Here is a 20848-nt window from a genome sequence, read left to right as displayed (position 1 = left end):
CCGGCCCGGGTCTCACCCACCACTCACCCCACTCACCCCACCATGCGGCCGGTGGCACGCACCGGCTGCTGGTGGCCGGCCGGGTTGACGTGCCCGTCGAGGTGCACCCGCACGTGCCGGTCGCCGAGGTCGAGCACGACGAGGGCGTCGCCGATCTCGAGCACCTCGCCCTCCACGACGTAGGGTCAGCGCGTCGATCCGCTCGAGCGTGGACCCGGGCTTGCAGCGCACCAGGTCCTCGGTCGCCACCAGCTCGAGGGTGGGCGCCGAACGGCCGCGAGAGCGGAGCAGCAGGAAGCCCATGACCAGCAGGAACAGGTCGGCGGCCAGGGTGATCCACAGCCCGATCCGACCGGAGACCTGGCCCTCGACGACGTACGCCGACGGCTGGTCGGGCAGCACCCGGACGTCGAGCTGCCCGGTCTCGACGGCCTGGTCGTGCGTGGGCGCGTCGATGCGCGCGGTCCAGAGCGTCTGCTCGGGGTCGATGTCGGCGGGCAGGCGGAACTCCACGAGGTAGCCGGTCTCGTCGTCGGAGGTCACCTCACGGGTGTCGGTGACCGAGGCGGTCACGTCGGTCCCGGAGCGCTCGACGCGGCTCCTGGTCCAGGTGGAGTGCGCGAGCGGCAGGTTGACCAGCAGGACGAGCAGGGCGATCAGCAGCAGCGCCTTGCGACGGCTCCTCATGGCAGCCTCACCCATCCCTCACCCAACGTCACAGGACCTCGCCCGGGGGCGGCCACGGCTCACCCCAGGCGGTGCCGTGGACGATCTCGGCGAGGGGACGGCGGCTGCGCGGGCGCTGCTCGCGCTCCTGGTCTCGCTCGGGCACGTCCTCGGGGTTGCCGCGAGCACCGATCGCGATGCCGCTCATGACGCGGAAGTGGGCGGGCACCCCGAGTCCTTCGGCCACCGCCGCCTGGTCGAAGCCCCCGAACTGGTGGGCGTGCAGGTCCATCGCCCGCGCCTGGAGGGTGACGTGGGCAGCCGCCTGACCGAGGTCGTAGTGGGCCAGCGCCTCGCTGCGCCCGCCGTTGCCGTCCTCGTCGGGCGCGACCTGCGTGGCGGTGACCAGGACGAGCGACGCGCGCGGCACCCACCCGGCGTTGCCGCGGCTGAGGTGGGCGACGAGGACGTCGTGGCTCGCACTGCCGCGTTCGGCCACCACGAAGGCCCAGGGCTGGCTGTTGCCCGAGCTCGGTGCCCACTGCGCGGCGTGCAGCAGCGTGCCGATCTGCTCGTGGGTGAGCCGGTGCTGGTCGTCGAAGATGCTGGGGCTCCACCGCGAGCGCAGCGGCTCGGCCAGGTGCTCGGCTCCCGGCATGGGTGCGTGGTCCATGGCGTCAGTATCGCCGGTCGGCACAGGGGACCAGCGCTACCCGGCACGCCTCCGGCCCCAAGGTCCTTCCAAGGTCCGCTGGGCACCATGTCGAGATGATCCCCCTGGTGGCCCTCCTGGGCCTGGTCGCCTGGTGCGCGCTCGCGCTGCCGCTGGCCGTCGTCGTGGGTCGAGTGCTGCATGGTCCCGACGATCCGGGCGAGGAGTCGAGCCAGGACGGTCACGGCTCCAGGCTCCCGGCCTGAACGCCCCGACGGCTCACCAGGCCGCGGTGGTGCCCGTCGCATCGACGACGTAGGCGAGGAACGCGGCGAGCGCGTCGGGGTCCTGGTCGCGCTGCCAGCCGAAGGTGGTCGGGCGCAGGACACGGTCGTGCCAGAAGTGGCGGCTGCCGGCCGAGTCCGGCCGCGTGGCGACCAGCCAGACCGCTGTGTCGGCGCCGTCCTCGGCGGTGCGCAGCAGGGGCCCCATCACCTTGTTGAAGGTGGGCAGGCTCTCGGTCACCCCCGGGGTGGCGACCCAGCCCGGGTGCATGCTCTCGACCCGGATCGTGCCGCCGCGCAGACGGTGCGACCACGCGTCGGCCAGGACCACCTGCATCCGCTTGGTGCGCGCATAGCCCTGCACACCGTCGTACGCCGCCTCGCGGAACTCGATCTCGTCGGGCTCCGAGCGCAGGCCGGCGCCGTACATCCCACCCGAGGACATGAAGACCACCGACGAGCCCTCGGCGGCACCGAGGAGCGGGAGCAACAGCTCGGTCATCAGGTGCGGGCCGAGGACGTGGGCGGCCAGGGTGAGCTCGTGGCCCTGGGGGCTCTCCTCGCGCCGCTGGGTCATGGTGCCGGCGTTGTGGACGATGCCGTGGAGGGCGTCGACACGGCCGGTCAGGTCGGCGCACCAGGCGCGCACGGCTTCGAGGTCACCGATGTCGCACACCTCCTCGACGAGGTCGGCCGTCGGCACGTCGCGGCGCAGCTCCGCGGCATAGCGCGACACCTTCTCGGGGTTGCGGCCCAGCAGGTGCACCGTCGCGCCGAGGTCGAGGAAGGATCGAGCCATGGCCTCGCCGATGCCGGAGGTCGCGCCGGTCACCACGACGCGCTTTCCGTGCATCGAGCCGGGCGCCGGGTCGGCGGGCCACCAGCGCTTGCGCAGGCCGGAGCCGATCTTGGTGTAGCCCAGGACGAGCGAGCGGTCCAGGGCGGCGTCGAGGAAGGCGGTCGGGCTCATGACCCCGACAGTAGGGCGCCGGTCGAAACACCCACCGACGGGACCATCGCCCCTGGTGGGGCCGGACCGAGCGTGGTCAGGTTGCGTGCAGGTTCTCGGCAGCAGACTGCTCCGGTCACCCCCACTCCCCGTGAGGACCCCATGTTCGATCTCATCAACGGCATCCCCGTGCACCCGCTCGTCGTGCACGCCGTCGTCGTCCTCCTCCCCCTGGCCATGCTCGGCACCATCGCCATCGCCGTCCGGCCCCGGTGGCGGGTGACCTACGGGCCGCTCGTGGTCGGCTCCGCGCTGGTCGCCACGATCCTGTGCCCGGTCGCCACGTCCAGCGGCGAGGAGCTCGAGAAGCGCGTCGGTGACCCCGGCGAGCACGCCGACCTCGGCGAGAGCCTGGTGTGGTTCGGCCTCGCCCTGGTGATCTTCTCGGCGGCGCTGGTCTACCTCCAGCGCCGGCAGGACAAGGCGGTCGCCGCCGACGCGAGCGCCACCACGTCCACGAGCACCGTGCTCACTGTCGTCGCCGTGCTGGCCGTGGTGGCCGGTCTCGCGACCACCGTGCAGGTCTACCGCGTGGGCGACTCCGGCGCGAGGGCCGCCTGGGGGGACGCCGCCTCCTCCTCCGCAGGCGAGTAGGCCGACCCTCGACCCTCGACCGCGACGGGTCGCCTCGGGCCCCGCTTGCGGCATTCGCGAGTCGGCGGCCGACTCCGGCTGAGATGCTGCGCGCATGCCCCCGCACGCATCAGGTCGGCCGGCCCCGTTGGCCACCGACCCGGGGCTCCTGGCGGGCTTCGGCGTGCTCGCGCTGCTCGTCGGCGGCGACCTGCTGGCCGACGTGCTCCTGACCGCGACCTACACGGCCAGTGCGATCGTCGCCTCGATGCTGACCGATGCCCGTCGTACGACGGGTGTCGCTGCCGTGGGCGTGCTCCTCGCCTTCGCGATGGGCTACGTGCGCAGCGACGCCGGCGAGATGGAGTGGATCCTGCGGGCGTCCCTCGGCTCCGGCCTCGGCGTGCTCGCCGTGGTCTCCGCCCACGTGCGCGACAAGCGCGAGGACCGGCTGCGGCGCATGACGATCATCGCCGCGACGGCCCAGCAGGCGCTGCTCAGCTCGCTGCCGAGCTCGATCGGCGGGCTGGCGATGGCGTCGCGCTACGTCTCGGCGACCAGCGAGGCACTCGTCGGCGGCGACCTCTACGAGGTGGTGCCGACGCCGTGGGGGGTGCGAGTGATCGTCGGCGACGTCAAGGGCAAGGGCATCGAGGCCGTCCAGGTCGCCGCGGCCGTGCTCTCGGCCTTCCGGCACACCGCCGGTGACGAGCCCGACCTGGCTGCGGTCGCCCGCACCCTCGACGCGACGATCCGCCGGTTGCTCTCCGACGAGGACTTCGTGACGGCCGTGATCGCGGAGTTCGGGCCCGACCGGCTCACGCTCGCCAACTGCGGGCACCCCGCGCCCGTACTGGTCACCGACGCCACGACCACGGTGCTCGAGCCGGCGGACGCCACCGTGCCGCTCGGCCTGGGGGCCAATCCACTGCTGGCCGTGCACGACTGGCCGGTCGACGGACGGCTGCTGCTGCACACCGACGGGCTCAGCGAGGCCCGGGGCCACCGGGGACTCTTCTTCCCCCTCGACGACGTGGCCGACGGGCTGGCACGCGGATCGCTCGACGAGGCGCTCGACGAGCTGGTCGCGGCGCTCCTGCGCCACGCCAACGCCGAGATCGGCGACGACCTCGCGCTCGTGCTCATCGAGCACCAGAACCGGCCCACCTCCTGAGCCGACAGCGACCCGACAGCGACCCGTCGGCGATCCGACAGCGATCGGCGACCCGTCACATCCCATGACAGCCGTTATGTCGCCCGCTAGGTTGCTCGGGCGGACATCGACGTCCGCCCGTCACAGGAGCGTGTGCCATGGGGTTCATCTCGCCCAACCTGCCGGACCTCGACCGGGAGGCGTGGGCCCGCGGCTCGCGCATGGAGCGGATGCGGCCGATGGTCCAGGACTGGGCCCAGGCCGGGTTCTCCGCACCCGACGCCGTGCTCGTGCTCTACGTCGTCAAGATCGCCCTCTACTGCTTCGGTGCCGCCGCGCTCACGGCCCTCACCCCCGGCATCGGCGACCTGGGCGACATCGCCGACTGGTGGACCGAGCCGATCTTCTTCCAGAAGGTCGTCGTCTTCACGCTGCTCTTCGAGGTGCTCGGCTTCGGGTGCGGCTTCGGCCCTCTGACGCTGCGCTTCCTGCCGCCGATCGGTGCCTTCCTGCACTGGCTGCGGCCCGGCACCGTCCGGCTCCCACCCTGGCCGTCCGTCGTACCCCTCACGCGCGGGACGCACCGCAGCTGGCTCGACGTCGTCCTCTACGGCGCGCTGCTGCTCGCCGCCGTCCAGCTGCTGCTCGCGCCCGGACAGGGGGGTCGGCCCGGGAGCGTCGGGGTGATCGATCCGCTCCTGTTCCTGCCGCTCCTCGGCCTGCTGGTGCTGGTCGGGCTGCGCGACAAGACGATCTTCCTGGCGGCGCGCTCGGAGGTCTACGCGACGCTCGCGGTCTTCTTCCTCTTCACCGCCGGCACCGGCGGCGACACGACCGACATGCTGGTCGGGCTCAAGCTGATGATGGTGCTGATCTGGTGGGGCGCGGCGACCTCCAAGCTCAACCAGCACTTCCCGCACGTCGTCTCGGTGATGATGAGCAACAGCCCGGTGCTGAGGTCGAAGACCGTCAAGCGCCGCTTCCACCGCGACTTCCCTGACGACATCCGGCCCTCCCGGCTCTCCGCCAACCTCGCCCACGGCGGCACGGTCGTGGAGTACGTCGTGCCGCTGGTCCTGCTGCTCTCCGACGGCGGCCCGGTCACGGCCGTCGCCGCGGTCGTGATGGTCTGCTTCCACCTCCAGATCCTCACGTCGCTGCCCATGGGCGTGCCGCTGGAGTGGAACGTCTTCATGATCTTCGGCATCGGCTTCCTCTTCGTCGAGAACGCCTCGGTGGGCATCGGCGAGCTCGGCAACCCCCTGGTGCTGCTCGTCATCGCCGCCGCGGCGGCCGTCGTGGTGCTCGGCAACCTCTTCCCGCACCAGTTCTCCTTCCTCCCCGCGATGCGCTACTACGCCGGCAACTGGGCGACGTCGCTGTGGTGCTTCACCCCGTCGGCGATCGCCAAGCTCGACGCCTCGGTCGCCAAGGGCGCCCGGCTGCCGGCCGCCCAGCTCGAGACGTTGTACGGCGCCGAGACCGCGTCCCTGCTGGTCCACAAGGGCTACGCCTTCCGCGCGATGCACACCCACGGGCGGGCCCTCTTCGGGCTGATCCCGCGTGCGTGCGGACCTGACCACGAGACCGCCTACGCCCCCCACGACGGCGAGTTCGTCGCCGGCATCACCCTGGGGTGGAACTTCGGGGACGGGCACCTGCACCACGAGCAGCTCCTCGAGGCGCTCCAGGAGCGCTGCGCCTGGGAGCCCGGCGAGGTCCGGCTGATCGCGCTGGAGTCGCAGCGGTTCTGGGACCCCCGCCAGGAGTACCGCCTCGTCGACGCCGCCACCGGCGAGCTCGAGCGGGGCTTCGTGCACGTCTCTGACATGCTCGACAGGCAGCCCTGGGCCGGCGGGATCCCGGTCCACGACGTCGTCACCCCCACCGTGACCGCACCCGCTCCTCGCACCCTGACCCCGGAGGTCTGACCACGTGCCCACCGCGATCGTCGTCGGCTCCGGCCCCAACGGGCTCGCCGCGGCCGTCACGCTGGCCAAGGCGGGCGTCGGGGTCACCGTCCTCGAGGCCCACGACACGATCGGCGGCGGCACGCGCACCAGCGAGCTGACCGTCCCCGGGCTCCTGCACGACCACTGCTCCGCGGTGCACCCGATGGGCGTCGCCTCGCCGTTCATGCGCGGCGCCGACCTCACGTCGTACGGCGTCACCTGGCGCTATCCCGACGTCGACCTCGCCCACCCCCTCGACGGCGGCCGGGCCGGCGTGATGGTGCAGGACCTCGAGGAGACCCGGGCGCTGCTCGGGGCCGACGGCGACGCGTGGGCCCGCCTCTTCGGCCCGATCGCCGACGCCTTCGACGACCTCGCCGAGGACCTGATGGGCCCGATCCTGCACGTGCCGCACCACCCCGTGCACCTCGCGCGCTTCGGGCTGCGCGCGCTGCTGCCGGCCTCGACCGTCGCGCGGCGCTGGAAGACCGACGAGGCCCGCGCACTCTACGCCGGCGCGGCCGCCCACGCGTTCTTCCCGCTGCACCGACCCACCTCGTCGGCCATCGGCACCATGCTGCTCGCGGTCGGTCACCGTTTCGGGTGGCCGGTGCCCGAGGGCGGGTCCGCCAGGATCACCGACGCACTGGCGGCGATCGTGGTCGAGCACGGCGGCCGCATCGAGACGGGGGTGCGGGTGCGCTCGCTCGACGACCTCCCGCCGACCGACGTCGTGATCCTCGACCTCGCGCCCGCCGGGGTCGTCGAGGTGGCGGGCGACCGGTTGCCACGGCGCGTGCGACGCGCCTACGAGCGCTACCGCCACGGGCCCGGGGCGTTCAAGCTCGACCTCGCCGTGCAGGGCGGGATCCCGTGGACCAACGAGCACGCCCGTCGCGCCGGCACCGTGCACCTCGGCGGCCGCTTCGAGGAGATCGCCGAGGCTGAGGTCGACATCCAGCGCGGCCGGATGCCGGCGCGTCCCTACGTCCTGCTCAGCCAGCAGTACGTCGCCGACCCCACCCGCTCCGTCGGCGACCTGCACCCCGTGTGGGCCTACGCCCACGTTCCCACCGGCTACGACGGCGACGCGTCCGAGGCGATCATCGCCCAGATCGAGCGGTTCGCCCCCGGCGTACGCGACCGGATCGTCGCGCAGGTGACCACCACGACCTCGGCGTGGGAGGACTACAACCCCAACTACGTCGGCGGCGACATCGTCACCGGCGCCAACGACGAGCGTCAGGTGCTCTTCCGCCCCCGGCTCGCCCTCGACCCCTACGCCACCGGCATCCCCGGTGTCTTCATCTGCTCCGCCGCCACCCCGCCCGGCGCGGGCGTGCACGGGATGGGGGGCGCCAACGCGGCCGCCTCCGCGCTCCAGCACCTGCGCTGAACTGCCGAGTCGGCGCAATGTTGCCGCCAGGACGCCGAGTCGGCGTCGCGCGGAGGGTCAGCCCAGGTCGACGATCGCGGCGACGGGGCCGCCACCCTCGGGGCCCTGGTGGGCCGCGGAGACCGAGACGAAGACCGCCGGGTCGCCGGTGACGGCGGCGGTGACGCCACCGACGGCGGCCTTGATCTGGCGGTGCCAGTGGACGTCGGAGTCATCGAGCATCGCGTTGCGGCGACCCCGGACCTCGCCGTCCTGGCTGGCCTCGCACTTGAGGAACACGTTGACCAGGCGACCCTCGAGGTCGGAGGTGCGGGGGCGCTCGGGCAGGTCGAGCCCGGCGTCCTTGATGGCAGCCCAGATGCCGTCCTGGTCGAGCGCGTCCTTCATGACCGAGTGGCCGATGCGGTAGCGACCGCCGACCCCGCGGGCGTTGCCGACCACGACGACCTGGGCCTGGTCGAGCTCGACCCCGGAGGAGCAGGAGGCGACCGCGGAGAAGAGCTCGCGGTTGTGCATGACGTCGGCGTCGGTGGGCATCTCGATCTCGCCCAGCGCGACGGCGATGCCGAGTGCGGTGACGCCGTTGGAGAGGTCCATCGACTCGTGCGTGTGCTCGGTCCACACCTTCTTGCCGCGCGACTTGGCGTCGCGGATGGTGTGGATGGTCAGCAGCGGGGTCTTGGTCTGCACGTAGTGGACGTCGGCCGGGTCGGTGATGCCGGCACGCTCCATGGCGATCTTGACCGCAGCGGCGACCTTCTCGATCATCGGGGTGCGCCCGATCTCCTCGGGCAGCAGCTGCTCGCTCATCGCGAAGCCGACCGTGAGGCGCGGCTCATCGGTCTTCTCGACCGCGTCGTCGGGCAGGGTCGCGAAGATCGTGGCGTGCGGGCTGATGACGCCGTCGGTGCCGCCGGACCACACGATAGGGATCTCGCGGACCTCCTCGACGGAGCGGGTGCCCTTGGTGGCGATGACCTCACGGAAGGCACGGTCGGCGATGATCCGGGTGTAGTCGTTGACCCCGCCGTTGCCCTCGGTCTTGCCGATGATGGCGATGACGCGGTCGGCCTCCATGACCCCCTCGTCGAGGAGCTTGGCCAGCTCGCTGGCGTCGGCGACGGAGTGGATCGGGACCTTGCGAACTTCGATGGCTGCGGGCACGTCCGCTTCCTTCCTGTGATGGTTCTCGGAGTGGTGCTGAGTGGTGGTGCTGGGTGGTCGGGGCTGGGTGGTCGGTGCTGGGCGGTCGGGGCTCAGCCCCGCACGACGCGGGTGCCGAGGTGGCCCTCGATCGCCTGGGCGATCCGGCCGAGCGAGGTGATGATGCCGGTGCCGTCGCCCTGCTCGGCGAAGCGCGTGACGGCCTCGACCTTGGGTCCCATGGAGCCGGCGGCGAAGCCCTGGTCGTGGGCGATGGAGCGCATCTCGGCGGCGGTGACCTCGCCGATGGGCTTGGCGTAGGAGGTGCCCCAGTCGGTGACGGCGGAGTCCACGTCGGTGGCGATCACCAGCACGTCGGCCCGGGTGTGGGTCGCGATCAGGGCGGCGGTGAGATCCTTGTCGATGACGGCCTCGATGCCGTGGAGCGTGCCGTCGTCGTGGCGCACGGTGGGGATGCCGCCACCACCCGAGCACACGACCAGGTAGCCCTGGGCGAGCAGCGTGTCGGCGGCGGGCCCGTCGAGGCACTCTAGCGGCTCCGGCGAGGCGACGACACGGCGCCAGCCGCGGTCGGGGACCTCCACGAAGTGCTGGCCGTGCTCGATCATCAGCCGTGCCTCGTCCTCGGGCAGGTAGCGTCCGATCGGCTTGGTGGGCTCGGCGAAGCCGGGGTCGTCGCCGGCGACGAGCGTGCGCGACACGAGCACCGCCGTGCGTCGCGCGCTGCCGCGTCGTTGCAGGGCGGCGTCGAGGGCGCTGAGCAGCAGCGCGCCGATCGTCGCCTGGGTCTGGGCCCCGCACCAGTCCAGCGGCACGGGAGGCACCACCGCAGCGGCGAGCTCGTTCTTGAGCAGCAGGTTGCCGACCTGGGGCCCGTTGCCGTGGGTGAGGAGCACCTCGTGCCCAGCCACGACCAGGTCGGCGACGGGTTCGGCGGCCGCGGCGACGGCCGCAGCCTGGTCCTCCGGCCGGGCCCTCCCGTCGGAGGACGTCATGGCGTTGCCTCCGAGGGCGATCACGATCCGCATGTCCTCGAACCTAGGGTCCGTCACCGGCGTTGGCACGGGCATGATCGGCCAACACCACCGCTGGATGTGAGCACAATCTGCCAAGCGCCCTCGGTCCCCGCGACGGTCAGCGGCTCTCGGCGAGCTCGCGGGCCAGGGTCGCGGCCAGGGCGTGGGGCTCGCGACCCAGCACGGCGGCCAGCGGCCGGCCCCCGGTGGGCAGACCGTGCTCGTCGTAGTAGGCGAACATCGCGGTCAGCCACGTCGCCTCGCGCTCGTCGAGCCCGGCCACGGCGGCGGCCGCGGGCACCCGCTCGACCACCACATCGGCACCCAGCACCCGCGCCGCGACCGTCGCGACGTCGCGCACGCTCACCAGCCGGGGGCCGCCGAGCTCGTAGGTCGCGCCCTCGTGGACCCCGCCGACCGGGTCCAGCAGCACCCTCGCCGCCGCCCGCGCCACGTCGAGGAGGTCGACCAGACCGAAGGGCCGGTCGGGGTCGTAGGGCACCCGCAGCCGCGGTCGGTCCGACCGCAGGCCGGGCAGCAGGTTCTGCACGTAGGCGCAGGGCTGCAGCAGCGTCCACGACAGCTCGCTGCGCCGCACGAGGTCCTCGCTGACCGCCTTCGCCAGGTGGTGCGGCATCGTCGGCACGTAGGGGGAGGCGACCGAGTGGTGCACGACGCGTGCGACGCCGGCGCGGCGGGCGGCCGCCAGCCACCCCCCGACGTACGACGCCTCGTCCGGATGCAGGTTGGGCGCCATGACGTAGGCGGCGATGCAGCCGCGCAGGGCGGCCACGGGGTCGGCCAGGTCGGCGCGCCCCAGCGGGCGGGTGCGGGCCCCCGCGTCGGCGAGGGCCCGTGCCAACGCCCGACCGGTCTTGCCGCTGCCGGCCAGGACGGCCACCTCGGGCGGATCCGTCACCGCCGACTCCTTCCCACCCACGTCAGGGGATCACTGCCAGTCGACGTCCGCCGAAGCGGCGCCACCGCTGAGCCGGGCATAGCCCGGGCCTCGGTCGAAGAACGCCTGCTCGGGGCGGGCGGCAGACCGCTCGGCGCGCTCTCGCGCGGTGGCGTCGGCGTCGTGGCCGAGGGGGTCGGCCAAGTCGTCGAGCGAGCCGGTGAGGACCACCGCGTAGTCGGCGAGCGCCGCCTCGGGCGAGACCTTGCGCCACACCACGTCGCGCACCACCAGGGAGGGGTCGCGCAGCAGCGGGTCGCCCCAGCCGCCCCCGCCGGTCGTGCGGATGCGGATGACCTCGCCGGCCTTGACGGGCTCGTCGTCAGCCAGTGCGTCGACCTCACGCTCGGCCGGGCCTCCGGGGTCGATGGTGACCGAGAAGGGCTGGCCGGCCAGACCCCCCTTGACGCCCCAGCAGGCCAGGATCGAGCGGTCGGCGATGGACATGAAGTGGCCGTCCTTGAGCATCCGGATGTGCTTCTCGTAGCCCAGGCCGCCGCGGAACTGCCCGGCGCCGCCGGAGTCCATGGCCAGGCCGAGGCTCTCGACCAGGAAGGGGAAGCGCCCCTCGGTGAACTCGGTCGGCAGGTTGCGCGACTCGGGCACCACATGGATGGTGTCCTCGCCGTCGGCGTAGTAGCGCCCACCGGAGCCGCCGCCGAGCACCTCGCGCATCAGGTAGGGCCGGCCCTCGAGGTCCTCGCCGTAGACGCCGGTGTAGCGGATCGTCTCCTGGTCGGCGGGCATCCGACCGTCGACGGCCTTGGCCACGACGCCGGCGAGCACACCGAGCAGACGCAGGATGACGAAGGTCCGGGCGTTGGTCGGCGCGGGGAACTCCGGAGTGAGCAGCGTGCCCTTGGGTGGGAAGCGCATCTCGATCAGCGGCACGATGCCCTCGTTGACGTCGAGCTCGGCCATGCGCTCGGGGGTGTCGGCGAGGTTGCGCAGGATGGGCGCCAGCCACTTCTTGAGGAAGACGCCGTCGCTGTAGTCGCCGCAGTGGTTGATCGGGCCCTTGGCCTGGGGCGAGGTGCCGGCGAAGTCGATCACCAGACGCTCCCCCTCGGGGTCGTCGGCCGGCGTGCGGGTCAGCGTGATCCGCTGGGTGTGCAGCTGCGGCTCGTCGACGCCGTCGTGCTCGGCGTAGTCCTCCCAGACCCAGCTGCCGACCGGGATCTTGGAGAGGATCTCGCGACGGTAGGTCTCGGTGGTGCGGTCGATGATGGCGTCGAAGCAGGCCTCGACGGTCTCACGGCCGTAGCGGTCGAAGAGCTCACCGAGGCGGCGGGCGCCCATCAGGCAGGCCGAGCACTCGGCGTCGAGGTCGGCGGCCAGCGAGTCGGGCATGCGCGAGTTGCGCGTCATGATCCGCAGCGCCGCCTTGTTGGGCACCCCGGCGTCCCAGAGCTTGATCGGGGGGACCATCAGGCCCTCCTCGAAGACCGTCGTCGCACCGCTGGGCATCGAGCCCGGCACGCAGCCGCCGATGTCGTCGTGGTGTCCGAAGGCCTGCACGAAGGCGACGACCTCGGGCCCGGATCCCGCGTCGTGGAAGACCGGCACCGTGACGCACAGGTCGGGCAGGTGCCCGATGCCGCCCTCGGACTCGTAGACGTCGTTGTGGAAGAAGACGTCGCCGGGCTTCATCTCCGCCAGCGGGAAGTCCCGCGCCACCGGGTGGACCAGCGCGCTGTAGGAGCGACCGGTGAGCTTGCGCAGCAGCCGGTCGTGGATGCCGGCGCGGAAGTCGTGGGCGTCGCGGATCATCGGCGAGCGCGAGGTGCGCCCGATGGCGGTCTCGACCTCCATCTCGACCGAGGCCAGGCTGCCCTGGACGATCTCGACGAGCACCGGGTCGGCGCCGGCCCCGGCGTCGGAGGTGAGCGTGTCGAACGGGAAGTCGGTCGGCGCCTTGGCCGACGGGCCCGAGCTGGGCACGGTGGGGACGGGGGTGGGGACGGGGGTGGGGCCGGGGGTGGTGGCAGCGGTGGTCATGCGGTCTGGTCCTCACGGGTCACGATGACGTTGTGGTGGGCGTCGATGCGGGCGCTGAAGCCGGGGTGCAGCGGCACGGTGGAGCCGAACTCCTCGATGACGGCCGGGCCGTGCACCTCCTGGCCGGGGGCGAGGTCGGGGCGCCAGTAGACCGGCGTCTCGACGTGGCCGAGGGCGACCTCGAAGCAGACCGGGCGGGTGCTGGCCGGCGTCGGGGTGCCCGGCTCGGCGGCCATCTCGTGGACGGCGATCTCGGGGCGCTGGATCGGGCCGATGCCCGAGACGCGCAGGTTGACCCACTCGACCTGCTGGCTGGGGTCGGAGGCGAAGTCGTAGCCGTAGAGGCCCCGGTGCTCGGCGTGGAAGCGGCGCGCCACCTCGTCGAGGGCGTCCTGGTCGAGGGGGCCCTCGGGCACGGTGACGCGGACCTCGAAGGCCTGCCCGTAGTAGCGCAGGTCGGCGGTGCGCACGAAGCGGTGCTCCTCGGGGGGGAAACCCTCCCCGTCGAGGGCGGTCGCGGCGCGCTGGGTCAGCTCGTCGAGCACGCCCGCGACCTCGGCCACGCCCAGGCCGGCGTGCAGGGAGACGTGGGTCTGGACGTAGTCGTTCTTGACGTCGACGGTGAGCAGGCCGAAGGCCGAGACGTTGCCCGGGTTGGGCGGGACCAGGACCGCGCGCAGGCCGAGGATGTCGACGAGGCGGCACAGCAGCAGCGAGCCGGAGCCGCCGAACGTCGTGAGCGTGAAGTCGCGGACGTCGAGGCCGCGCTTGACGGTGATCTGGCGCAACGCGTTGGCCTGGTTCCACGCGGAGATCTCCAGGACTCCGGTGGCGCACTCCTCCGGGGAGATGCCGAGCTTGCCGGCCAGGTCGACCACGCCGCTGCGGGCGGCCTCGACGTCGAGGGGGATCTCGCCGCCGAGCAGGTGGGGAGGGATCCTGCCGAGGGTGACGTGCGCGTCAGTGATGGTGACGTCGGTGCCGCCCTTGGCGTAGCACAGCGGGCCCGGGTCGGCGCCGGCCGAGTGCGGCCCGACCTTGAGCGTGCCCTCCGGGGAGAGCCAGGCGACCGAGCCGCCGCCGGCACCGACGGTGACGACGTCGATCATCGGGATCTTGCTCGGGAAGGCCCCGACGCTGCCCTCGGTGGTGAGCGTGGGCTCGCCGTCGATGACGACCGAGACGTCGGTGGAGGTGCCGCCCCCGTCGCAGGTCAGGACCTTGTCGAAGCCCGCGACCTGGGCGATCAGCGCCGCGCCGAGGGCGCCGGCCGCCGGACCCGAGAGGACCGTGGTGATCGGCTGGTGGACGACCTCGGCGGCCGAGAGGACCCCGCCGTTGGACTTCATCACGTAGAACGGGACGTGCCGCTCACCCTCGCTGCTGGCGAAGGCGTCCAGACGGGTGGCGATGTTGGAGACGTAGCGCGAGAGCTTGGGCTTGACCGCGGCGTCGACCAGCGTAGTCATGGCACGTTCGTACTCGCGGTACTCGCGCAGGACCTCCGAGGAGACCGACACGACGGCGTCGGGGTGCTCCTCGCGCAGGACCTGGCGCAGGCGCTCCTCGTGCTCGGGGTTGGCGTAGGCGTGCAGCAGGCAGACCCCGAGGGTGTCGATGCCCTGCGCGCGGAACCAGCGGGCCACCTCGCGGGCGCCCTCCTCGTCGAAGGGGCGCACCTCCGCGCCGGTGTGGTCGAGCCGGCCGCCGACGCCGCGCACCAGGTGGCGCGGCACGATGCGGTCGGGCTTGACCCAGAAGTAGGAGTTGCCGTAGCCGTCGGGCACCGACTGGCGCGCGATCTCCAGCATCGCCTCGTAGCCGGTGGTGGTGATGAAGCCGAGCTCGTCGACCTTGCCCTCGAGCAGCTGGTTGGTCGCCACCGTGGTGCCGTGGCTGACCGCGGCGATCGCGTCGCCGTGGTCGGTGGGCAGCCCCAGCAGACCCAGCACCTTCTCGACACCGGCGAGGAAGCCGTCGGCCGGGTTGGCCGGCGTCGAGGGCGTCTTGGTGGTCACCAGCTCGCCGCTGTCCTCGTCGAAGGCGACGACGTCGGTGAACGTGCCACCGGTGTCGATGCCGATCCTGATGCGCTGCGTCACGGGCTGCTCCTGTCGGGCTCGGTGCTGGTGGGTCCATTCCACCGGCCGGGAGACCCGCGTGGCGAGGGCAGAGGTTGCCGTCGGAGCGGCGATCCGTTGTGCCTTTGTGCCAATCGGGGGTGGCGGGTCCCTAGCCGGTTGGCAACTCTTGACGGCCGCGCCGGAAGCTCGGTCGCCGCTCGCCGACGCGGGTCAGCCGCTCGAAGGCGTGGGCCACCTCCAGCAGCCGGCGCTCCCCCGAGGGCGGCGCCACCAGCTGGATCCCCACCGGCAACCCGTCGGCGGTGAAGCCGGCGGGCACCGAGATCGCCGGGCAGCCGGTCATCGAGATGACGTAGGCCGAGCGCATCCAGTCCAGGTAGGTCACCTGGGCGCGGCCGTTGATCTCCGCGGGGTACTCCTGCTCGGCGCTGAACGGCGGCACCTGGCTGACCGGCATCACCAGCAGGTCGTGGTCCTCGAAGAACAGCCGCATCCGCTCGCCCAGGGCCGTGCGCTGGGCGTAGCCGCGGGCCACGTCGGCGCCGCTCAGCGAGGCACCCGCGGTGATGTTGTCGGCCAGCGAGGCCTTGAGCCGGCCGGGGTTGGCGGCCAGCAGGGCGCCGTACGACGCCTGGAAGTGCCAGGCGCGCAGGGTGCGGAAGGTGTCCTCGGCCTCGTGGAGGTCGGGGTGCGCGTCGACGACACGGCTGCCGGCGCCGGTGAGCACGGCCGCCTGGTCGGCCACCACGGAGGCGACCTCGGTGTCGACCTCGAAGGCTCCGCCGAGGTCGACCGAGAGCGCCACGCGCAGTCCGGCGAGGCCGGCGGTGCCGGGGCCGTCGAGCGGCGCGGCGAAGACCGAGCCGGGCGTCTCCAGCGCGAGCGGGACGCGGGGGGTGGGGCCGGCGAGCACCGAGAGCAGCAGGGCGAGGTCCTCGACGCTCCGGGCCATGGGCCCGGCGACCGAGGTGGTCTCCCAGCCGTTGCGCATCGGCCAGACCGGCACGCGTCCCAGGCCCGGACGCAGCCCCACGACGTTGCAGAAGGACGCCGGGTTGCGCAGCGATCCACCCATGTCGCTGCCGTCGGCGAGCGGCACCATGCCGCTGGCCAGGGCCGCGGCCGAGCCGCCGCTGGAGCCGCCGGCGGAGCGGGTCAGGTCGTGGGGGTTGAAAGTGGTGCCGAAGACCGGGTTGAAGGTGTGGGACCCGGCCGCGAACTCCGGCACGTTGCTCTTGGCCACGACGACCGCCCCCGCCGCGCGGACCCGTTCGACCATCAGGTCGTCGTGGTCGGGCACGTGGTCGGCCATCACCGGCGAGCCGAAGGTGGTGCGCCAGCCGGCCACCGCGTGGGTGTCCTTGACCGCGAACGGCAGCCCGTGCAGCGCCCCCACCTCCTCACCGCGCGCCAGCCGCTCGTCGGCCTCGGCGGCCTGCGCGTGCGCCCGCTCGGGGTCGAGGCTGACCAGCGCGTTGACCTCGCCGTTGACCTCCTCGATACGAGCCAGGTGCAGGTCGAGCAGCTCGCGCGCGGAGATCCGGCGCTCGCGCACCGCGGCGGCCATCGCCACCGCGGAGGAGTAGTGGTCGAGGTCGGCGTCCGGGCCGGTCACCGGCTCAGCCCCGACGACGGGCGGCGAGGGCGCCCGCGAGCACGCCCGCCAGCACCAGGGCGCCACCGACCAGCGCGCCCTGGAGGAAGTCGCCGCCGACCGGCCCGGCAGCGCTGCGCGACGGTGCGGCGTACGTCGTCCCGCTCGCGGCCGCGCGTGCCCCGGCGACCGCTCCTGCCGGCGCTCCCGTGGAGACTGCGGCCGGCGACTCGGCGCCGGTGAGCACACCGTTGACGGCCGTGAAGAACTCACCGGCCAGGCGCTTGCTGACCGAGGTGAGCATCCGCTGGCCGACGCCCCCGATCATGCCGCCGGCGACCGCGTCGGCGTCGTAGGTGAGCCGGGTGGTGCCGTCGCCGTTGTCGGTGAGCCCGACCTTGACGTCGGCCTGGATGGTGCCGGGCGCGCCGGCGCCGGAGGCCGCGAGGACCAGCGACTCGTGGGGGTTCAGGTCGGTGAGGCGGCAGGTGCCGGTGTAGGTGCCGCGGATGGCGGCGACGCCGGCGGTGACGGTCATGTCGTAGGAGTGCTCACCGGTCGTCTCGAGCCGCTCGCAGCCCGGGATCGTGCGCACCAGGACGGCGGGGTCGAGCATCGCGTCCCAGACCTTCTCGACGGGCGCCTGCAGCAGCGCCTCTCCGGCGATCTTCATGGTGTGGGTCCTTTCGTCGGGGTGGGCCGCGCCTGGGCCGCGCTGGCGTGCTGGAGCCGCAGGTGGTGCAGCTCGGAGGGCGAGATCGGCATCGAGGTGATGGGGAAGCCCTCGGCGTCCTCGATCGCCGAGGCGAAGACCGCGGCGGACGGGATGACGCCCGCCTCCCCGGCGCCCTTGAGGCCGAGCGGGTTGAGGGGCGAGGGGGTCTCGAGGTGGTCGATCTCGATGGTGCGGGGGACCTCGCTGACGTAGGGCATCAGGAAGTCCATGAAGGAGGCGTTCTGCAGCTGGCCGGCGTCGTCGTAGGCCATCCGCTCGTAGAGCGCACCGCCCACGCCCTGGGCCACGCCGCCGTGGATCTGGCCCTCGACGATGAGGGGGTTGATCAGGTTGCCGCAGTCGTGGACGACGGCATAGCGCAGGATCGTGATCTCCGCGGTCTCCGGGTCGGTCTCGACGACGACGGCGTGCATGCCGCTGGCGAAGGTGGAGCGGGGCGGGGAGTAGAAGTCCTTGCCCTCCAGACCCGGCTCCTCGCCCTCGGCCACCGGCGGCTTGGTCGGGTCGCCGACGACGAACTGGGTGGCCGACTTGGAGGCCTCGTCGAAGGCGTAGCGCAACGGGTTGGAGAGCACCGCGATGGTGCCCAGCGCGATCCGGCTGGCCGGGGCGCCCTTGACCTGCACGACCCCGTCGACGATCTCGAGGTCCTCGGGGGTGGTCTCGAGGGCGTCCGCGGCGATCCGCAGCGCCTTCTCGCGGGTCTTGCGGGCGGCCAGGGCGATCGCCGAGCCGCTCATGACCGCGGCGCGCGAGGCGAAGGTGCCCACCGAGTAGGGCGAGCGACGGGTGTCGCCCGTGACGACCTCGACGTCCTCGAAGGGCACGCCGAGCTCGTCGGCGACGATCTGGGCGAAGGCCGTCTGGTGCCCCTGGCCCTGGCTGGTGAGCCCGGTCGACACCTTCACCTTGCCGCTGGTCTCCACGTGCACGTGGCCGCCCTCGTAGGGACCGACGCCGGTGCCCTCGACGTAGCAGGCCATGCCGATGCCGACGGTGCGTCCCTCGGCCCGGGCCTCGTCGCGCACCCGCTCGAAGTCGTCCCAGCCCACCAGGGCCTTCAGCTTCTCCAGCGACGCCGGGTAGTCGCCGGAGTCGTAGATCAGCGGGCGGCCGTCCTGGAAGGTCAGACCGTGGTCGTAGGGGAACTCGTCGGGCTGGATGAAGTTGGTGGCACGCACCTCGGCGCGGTCCTTGCCGAGGTAGGCCGCGATCGCGTCCATCGTGCGCTCCATGGCGTAGACGCCCTGAGGCCGACCGGCGCCGCGGTAGGGCGTCACGATCACGGTGTTGGTGTAGAGGGAGTCGAAGACGACCTTGTAGTTGTCGGGCTTGTAGGGGCCCAGCAGCTGGGTCGACGTGATGATCGGGACGATCAGGCCGTAGGGGGTGTAGGCGCCGTTGTCGTGCCAGAACCGCACCGAGAGCCCGAGCAGGCGGCCGTCGTCGTCGAAGCCGACGTCGACGTGCTGGACCTGCCCGCGCTCGTGCGCGGAGGAGATGAAGTGCTCGCGACGGTCCTCGATGAACTTCACCGGCCGGCCCAGGGCCCGCGCGGCCATGGGCACGAGCAGCTCCTCGGGCCACGGGTGCACGATCTTGACCCCGAAGCCGCCGCCCACGTCGGGCGTGATGACGTCGACCTGGCCGAGGTCGAGGCCGAGCTTGGCGGCGACCGCGGCGCGCACGCCCGTGGAGGTCTGGGTGGAGGTCCACACCTGCAGGCGGTGGGAGTCGGTGTCCCAGCGCGCGACGGTGCCACGGCCCTCCATCGGCATGCAGGCGCTGCGCTCGACCTCCAGGTCGAGGCTCAGCGTGTGCGGAGCAGCGACGATGGCCGCCTCGGCGTCGCCACGCGACTGCTCGAGGTGGGCGGCGACGTTGCCCGGGACGTCGTCGTGGACGAGCCGGTCGCCGTCGCGGGCGTTCTCGATGCCGACCACCGGGGGCAGCACCTCGTAGTCGACGCGGATCCGGTCGACGGCGTCCTCGGCGACGTAGCGGTCGACGGCCACGACCATCGCGACGGCCTCGCCGACGTAGTTGACCTCGCCCTTGGCCAGGGCGTACTGCGTGCGGCCGTGGGTCAGCGCCGGGTGGGGGATCAGCAGCGGCAGCGGCTCGGCCATCGCGCCGGTGAGGTCGTCGTGGGTGTAGACGGCGACGACGCCCTCGACGTCGAGCACCCCGTCGACGTCGATGTCACGGATGCGGGCGTGCGCGTGGGGGCTGCGCACGAGCGCGCAGTGCAGGGCGCCGGGCACCAGGTCGTCGACGTATTGTCCGTGCCCGCGCAGCAGCCGCTCGTCCTCGACGCGCTGGACGGCCTGGCCGACCATCTTGGTGGTCATGCGCCCGCCTCCCGCTCGAGGCGGCCGATCTCGGCGGCGCGGCACACGGAGGCCACGATGTTCTGGTAGCCGGTGCAGCGGCACAGGTTGCCGCCGATCATCTCGCGCGCCTCGTCCTCGGTCGGCTCGGGGTTGTCGCGCAGGCCGGCGGTGATCGTGGTGAGGAAGCCGGGGGTGCAGAAGCCGCACTGCAGGCCGTGGCACTCCTTGAAGGCGCGCTGGACGGGGCTGAGCGTGCCGTCGGGGCGGGCGAGACCCTCGACGGTGGTCAGCTCCTGGCCCGCGACCGAGACCGCGAAGACCAGGCAGGCCCGCACCGGGTCGCCGTCGAGCAGCACCGTGCAGGCGCCGCAGACACCGTGCTCGCAGCCGACGTGGGTGCCGGTGAGGCCGACGTCGTGGCGCAGCGCGTCGGAGAGCAGCCGGCGCGCCGGCAGGCGCACCTCGTGGACGACGTCGTTGACGTGCAGTCGGACCTCGTGGAGGACCTCCCCCGTCGACGGGTCGGTCGGCTGCGTGCCCGTGGGGGCGGTGGGGATGCTCATGCGTCTCCTCCGGTGCGAGGTGTGGTGCGACGGGCCAGGCAGTCGTCGTGGGCGCGCCGGATGACGCGCCGGGTGAGGACCCGGGCCAGCTGGGCCCGGTAGTCGGCCGTCGCGTGGATGTCGCCCTCCGGCTCCAGCTGCGCCACGGCCAGGTCGGCCGCGGCGTCGAGCTCGAGGTCGTCGACGGCGCCGGAGGCGAAGACCTCCGAGAGGTCGACGACCGTCGGGACGTCGCTGACCGAGAGGTAGCCGGCGCGCACGGAGGTGACCTTGCCGCCCTCGTCGGCGCGCACGACGACGCCGACACCGCACAGCGCGTAGTCGCCGTGGCGGCGCGAGATCTCGTCGAAGGCCACGCCCGCGTCGGGGGGCAGCGCCGGGAAGAACGCCTCGGTGGCGATCTCGTCATGGCGCAGCGTGGTCTCGAGGGGACCGACGTAGAGGTCGGCGGCCTCGATGGTGCGGCTGCCCTGCACGGACACCGCCGTGACGCGGCCCCCGAGCAGCAGCAGCACGACCGGCATCTCCGCGGAGGCGTCGGCGTGGACCAGCGAGCCGACGGTCGTGCCGCGGTTGCGGATCGTGGCGTGCGCGACGTTGGCCAGCGCCAGCGCGACGAGCGGCTGCACCCGGCGTACGTCGTCGGAGGCGAGCACGTCCGCGTGCCGGGCCAGGGCCCCGATGCGCACTCCTGCCTCGTCGACGTCGATCGTGTCC

General features: G+C 72.8%; 18 protein-coding genes. 5 read left to right on the top strand and 13 right to left on the bottom strand.

Annotated features, from left to right (window positions below; all coding sequences use genetic code 11):
- Nucleotides 1-12: 12 nt before the first annotated feature.
- Nucleotides 13-687: a hypothetical protein gene (locus tag RMN98_RS08510; protein WP_309648384.1), complete on the bottom strand. Its 675-nt coding sequence runs from the start codon at nucleotides 685-687 to the stop codon at nucleotides 13-15.
- 28 nt (nucleotides 688-715) lie between these two features.
- Nucleotides 716-1339: a nitroreductase family protein gene (locus RMN98_RS08505; RefSeq protein ID WP_309648383.1), complete on the bottom strand. Its 624-nt coding sequence runs from the start codon at nucleotides 1337-1339 to the stop codon at nucleotides 716-718.
- 95 nt (nucleotides 1340-1434) lie between these two features.
- On the opposite strand from RMN98_RS08505, the gene RMN98_RS08500 reads away from it, so the two are divergent.
- A complete protein-coding gene (locus tag RMN98_RS08500; protein ID WP_309648382.1) occupies nucleotides 1435-1584 on the top strand; it encodes a hypothetical protein in 150 nt (49 codons plus the stop codon).
- A gap of 13 nt (nucleotides 1585-1597) precedes the next feature.
- On the opposite strand, the gene RMN98_RS08495 is transcribed toward RMN98_RS08500, so the two are convergent.
- Complete coding sequence (locus RMN98_RS08495) at nucleotides 1598-2572, bottom strand: SDR family NAD(P)-dependent oxidoreductase (RefSeq protein WP_309648381.1); 975 nt, start codon at nucleotides 2570-2572, stop codon at nucleotides 1598-1600.
- A 141-nt stretch (nucleotides 2573-2713) separates the two neighbouring features.
- Between RMN98_RS08495 and RMN98_RS08490 the strand changes: the two genes are divergently transcribed.
- The 4 genes from RMN98_RS08490 (at nucleotide 2714) to RMN98_RS08475 (ending at nucleotide 7685) form a co-directional block, all read left to right on the top strand.
- Nucleotides 2714-3205 (top strand): DUF2231 domain-containing protein, encoded by a 492-nt coding sequence (locus RMN98_RS08490; protein WP_309648380.1) that lies wholly within the window; start codon nucleotides 2714-2716, stop codon nucleotides 3203-3205.
- Nucleotides 3206-3299: 94 nt separating this feature from the next.
- Nucleotides 3300-4358: a PP2C family protein-serine/threonine phosphatase gene (locus RMN98_RS08485; protein WP_309648379.1), complete on the top strand. Its 1059-nt coding sequence runs from the start codon at nucleotides 3300-3302 to the stop codon at nucleotides 4356-4358.
- 137 nt (nucleotides 4359-4495) lie between these two features.
- The gene (locus RMN98_RS08480) at nucleotides 4496-6268 is read left to right on the top strand and encodes a DUF3556 domain-containing protein (protein ID WP_309648378.1); all 1773 of its coding nucleotides are present in this window, start codon (nucleotides 4496-4498) and stop codon (nucleotides 6266-6268) included.
- A gap of 4 nt (nucleotides 6269-6272) precedes the next feature.
- The gene (locus tag RMN98_RS08475; RefSeq protein WP_309648377.1) at nucleotides 6273-7685 is read left to right on the top strand and encodes an NAD(P)/FAD-dependent oxidoreductase; all 1413 of its coding nucleotides are present in this window, start codon (nucleotides 6273-6275) and stop codon (nucleotides 7683-7685) included.
- Nucleotides 7686-7742: 57 nt separating this feature from the next.
- Here the strand turns inward: RMN98_RS08475 and RMN98_RS08470 are convergent, their stop codons facing one another.
- The 10 genes from RMN98_RS08470 to RMN98_RS08425 all read right to left on the bottom strand — a co-directional run.
- Nucleotides 7743-8849, bottom strand: a complete 1107-nt coding sequence (locus tag RMN98_RS08470) for a ring-opening amidohydrolase (RefSeq protein WP_309648376.1) — start codon at nucleotides 8847-8849, stop codon at nucleotides 7743-7745.
- Nucleotides 8850-8941: 92 nt separating this feature from the next.
- Nucleotides 8942-9877: a carbamate kinase gene (locus RMN98_RS08465; RefSeq protein ID WP_309648375.1), complete on the bottom strand. Its 936-nt coding sequence runs from the start codon at nucleotides 9875-9877 to the stop codon at nucleotides 8942-8944.
- A 106-nt stretch (nucleotides 9878-9983) separates the two neighbouring features.
- Nucleotides 9984-10784 (bottom strand): NmrA family NAD(P)-binding protein, encoded by an 801-nt coding sequence (locus RMN98_RS08460; RefSeq protein ID WP_309648374.1) that lies wholly within the window; start codon nucleotides 10782-10784, stop codon nucleotides 9984-9986.
- A 30-nt stretch (nucleotides 10785-10814) separates the two neighbouring features.
- Nucleotides 10815-12821, bottom strand: coding sequence for a hydantoinase B/oxoprolinase family protein (locus RMN98_RS08455; protein WP_309648373.1), 2007 nt, complete (start codon nucleotides 12819-12821; stop codon nucleotides 10815-10817).
- Nucleotides 12818-14923: a hydantoinase/oxoprolinase family protein gene (locus tag RMN98_RS08450; RefSeq protein WP_309648372.1), complete on the bottom strand. Its 2106-nt coding sequence runs from the start codon at nucleotides 14921-14923 to the stop codon at nucleotides 12818-12820. The genes RMN98_RS08455 and RMN98_RS08450 overlap by 4 nt, the downstream gene beginning before the upstream one ends.
- Before the next feature lie 130 nt (nucleotides 14924-15053).
- Nucleotides 15054-16520 (bottom strand): amidase, encoded by a 1467-nt coding sequence (locus RMN98_RS08445; protein ID WP_309648371.1) that lies wholly within the window; start codon nucleotides 16518-16520, stop codon nucleotides 15054-15056.
- A 4-nt stretch (nucleotides 16521-16524) separates the two neighbouring features.
- Entirely contained in the window at nucleotides 16525-17172 is a 648-nt protein-coding gene (locus RMN98_RS08440) for a carbon monoxide dehydrogenase subunit G (protein WP_309648370.1), read from the bottom strand.
- A complete protein-coding gene (cutA, locus tag RMN98_RS08435; protein WP_309648369.1) occupies nucleotides 17169-19586 on the bottom strand; it encodes an aerobic carbon-monoxide dehydrogenase large subunit in 2418 nt (805 codons plus the stop codon). The genes RMN98_RS08440 and cutA overlap by 4 nt, the downstream gene beginning before the upstream one ends.
- On the bottom strand, nucleotides 19583-20131 hold the full coding sequence (locus RMN98_RS08430; protein ID WP_309648368.1) for a 2Fe-2S iron-sulfur cluster-binding protein: 549 nt from the start codon (nucleotides 20129-20131) through the stop codon (nucleotides 19583-19585). Before RMN98_RS08430 ends, cutA begins: the two co-directional genes overlap by 4 nt.
- On the bottom strand, nucleotides 20128-20848 hold a 721-nt coding region (locus tag RMN98_RS08425; RefSeq protein WP_309648367.1), incomplete at its 5' end, for an FAD binding domain-containing protein. The genes RMN98_RS08425 and RMN98_RS08430, both read right to left, overlap by 4 nt.

The sequence above is a fragment of the Nocardioides sp. genome (assembly GCF_031397825.1).
In the GTDB taxonomy this organism is placed as follows: Bacteria; Actinomycetota; Actinomycetes; order Propionibacteriales; family Nocardioidaceae; genus Nocardioides.
The sequence above is the reverse complement of the archived record's forward strand: the minus strand, read 5'-3'. Positions and strand labels throughout refer to the sequence as shown.

What these genes read in the sequence shown, in the direction of transcription:
- RMN98_RS08500 (WP_309648382.1), top strand. Translation starts at nt 1,435, where the DNA reads ATGATCCCCCTGGTGGCCCTCCTGGGCCTGGTCGCCTGGTGCGCGCTC.
- RMN98_RS08490 (WP_309648380.1), top strand. Translation starts at nt 2,714, where the DNA reads ATGTTCGATCTCATCAACGGCATCCCCGTGCACCCGCTCGTCGTGCAC.
- RMN98_RS08505 (WP_309648383.1), bottom strand. Translation starts at nt 1,339, where the DNA reads ATGGACCACGCACCCATGCCGGGAGCCGAGCACCTGGCCGAGCCGCTG.
- RMN98_RS08455 (WP_309648373.1), bottom strand. Translation starts at nt 12,821, where the DNA reads ATGACCACCGCTGCCACCACCCCCGGCCCCACCCCCGTCCCCACCCCC.
- RMN98_RS08465 (WP_309648375.1), bottom strand. Translation starts at nt 9,877, where the DNA reads ATGCGGATCGTGATCGCCCTCGGAGGCAACGCCATGACGTCCTCCGAC.
- RMN98_RS08440 (WP_309648370.1), bottom strand. Translation starts at nt 17,172, where the DNA reads ATGAAGATCGCCGGAGAGGCGCTGCTGCAGGCGCCCGTCGAGAAGGTC.
- RMN98_RS08510 (WP_309648384.1), bottom strand. Translation starts at nt 687, where the DNA reads ATGAGGAGCCGTCGCAAGGCGCTGCTGCTGATCGCCCTGCTCGTCCTG.
- RMN98_RS08480 (WP_309648378.1), top strand. Translation starts at nt 4,496, where the DNA reads ATGGGGTTCATCTCGCCCAACCTGCCGGACCTCGACCGGGAGGCGTGG.
- RMN98_RS08485 (WP_309648379.1), top strand. Translation starts at nt 3,300, where the DNA reads ATGCCCCCGCACGCATCAGGTCGGCCGGCCCCGTTGGCCACCGACCCG.
- RMN98_RS08430 (WP_309648368.1), bottom strand. Translation starts at nt 20,131, where the DNA reads ATGAGCATCCCCACCGCCCCCACGGGCACGCAGCCGACCGACCCGTCG.
- RMN98_RS08495 (WP_309648381.1), bottom strand. Translation starts at nt 2,572, where the DNA reads ATGAGCCCGACCGCCTTCCTCGACGCCGCCCTGGACCGCTCGCTCGTC.
- cutA (WP_309648369.1), bottom strand. Translation starts at nt 19,586, where the DNA reads ATGACCACCAAGATGGTCGGCCAGGCCGTCCAGCGCGTCGAGGACGAG.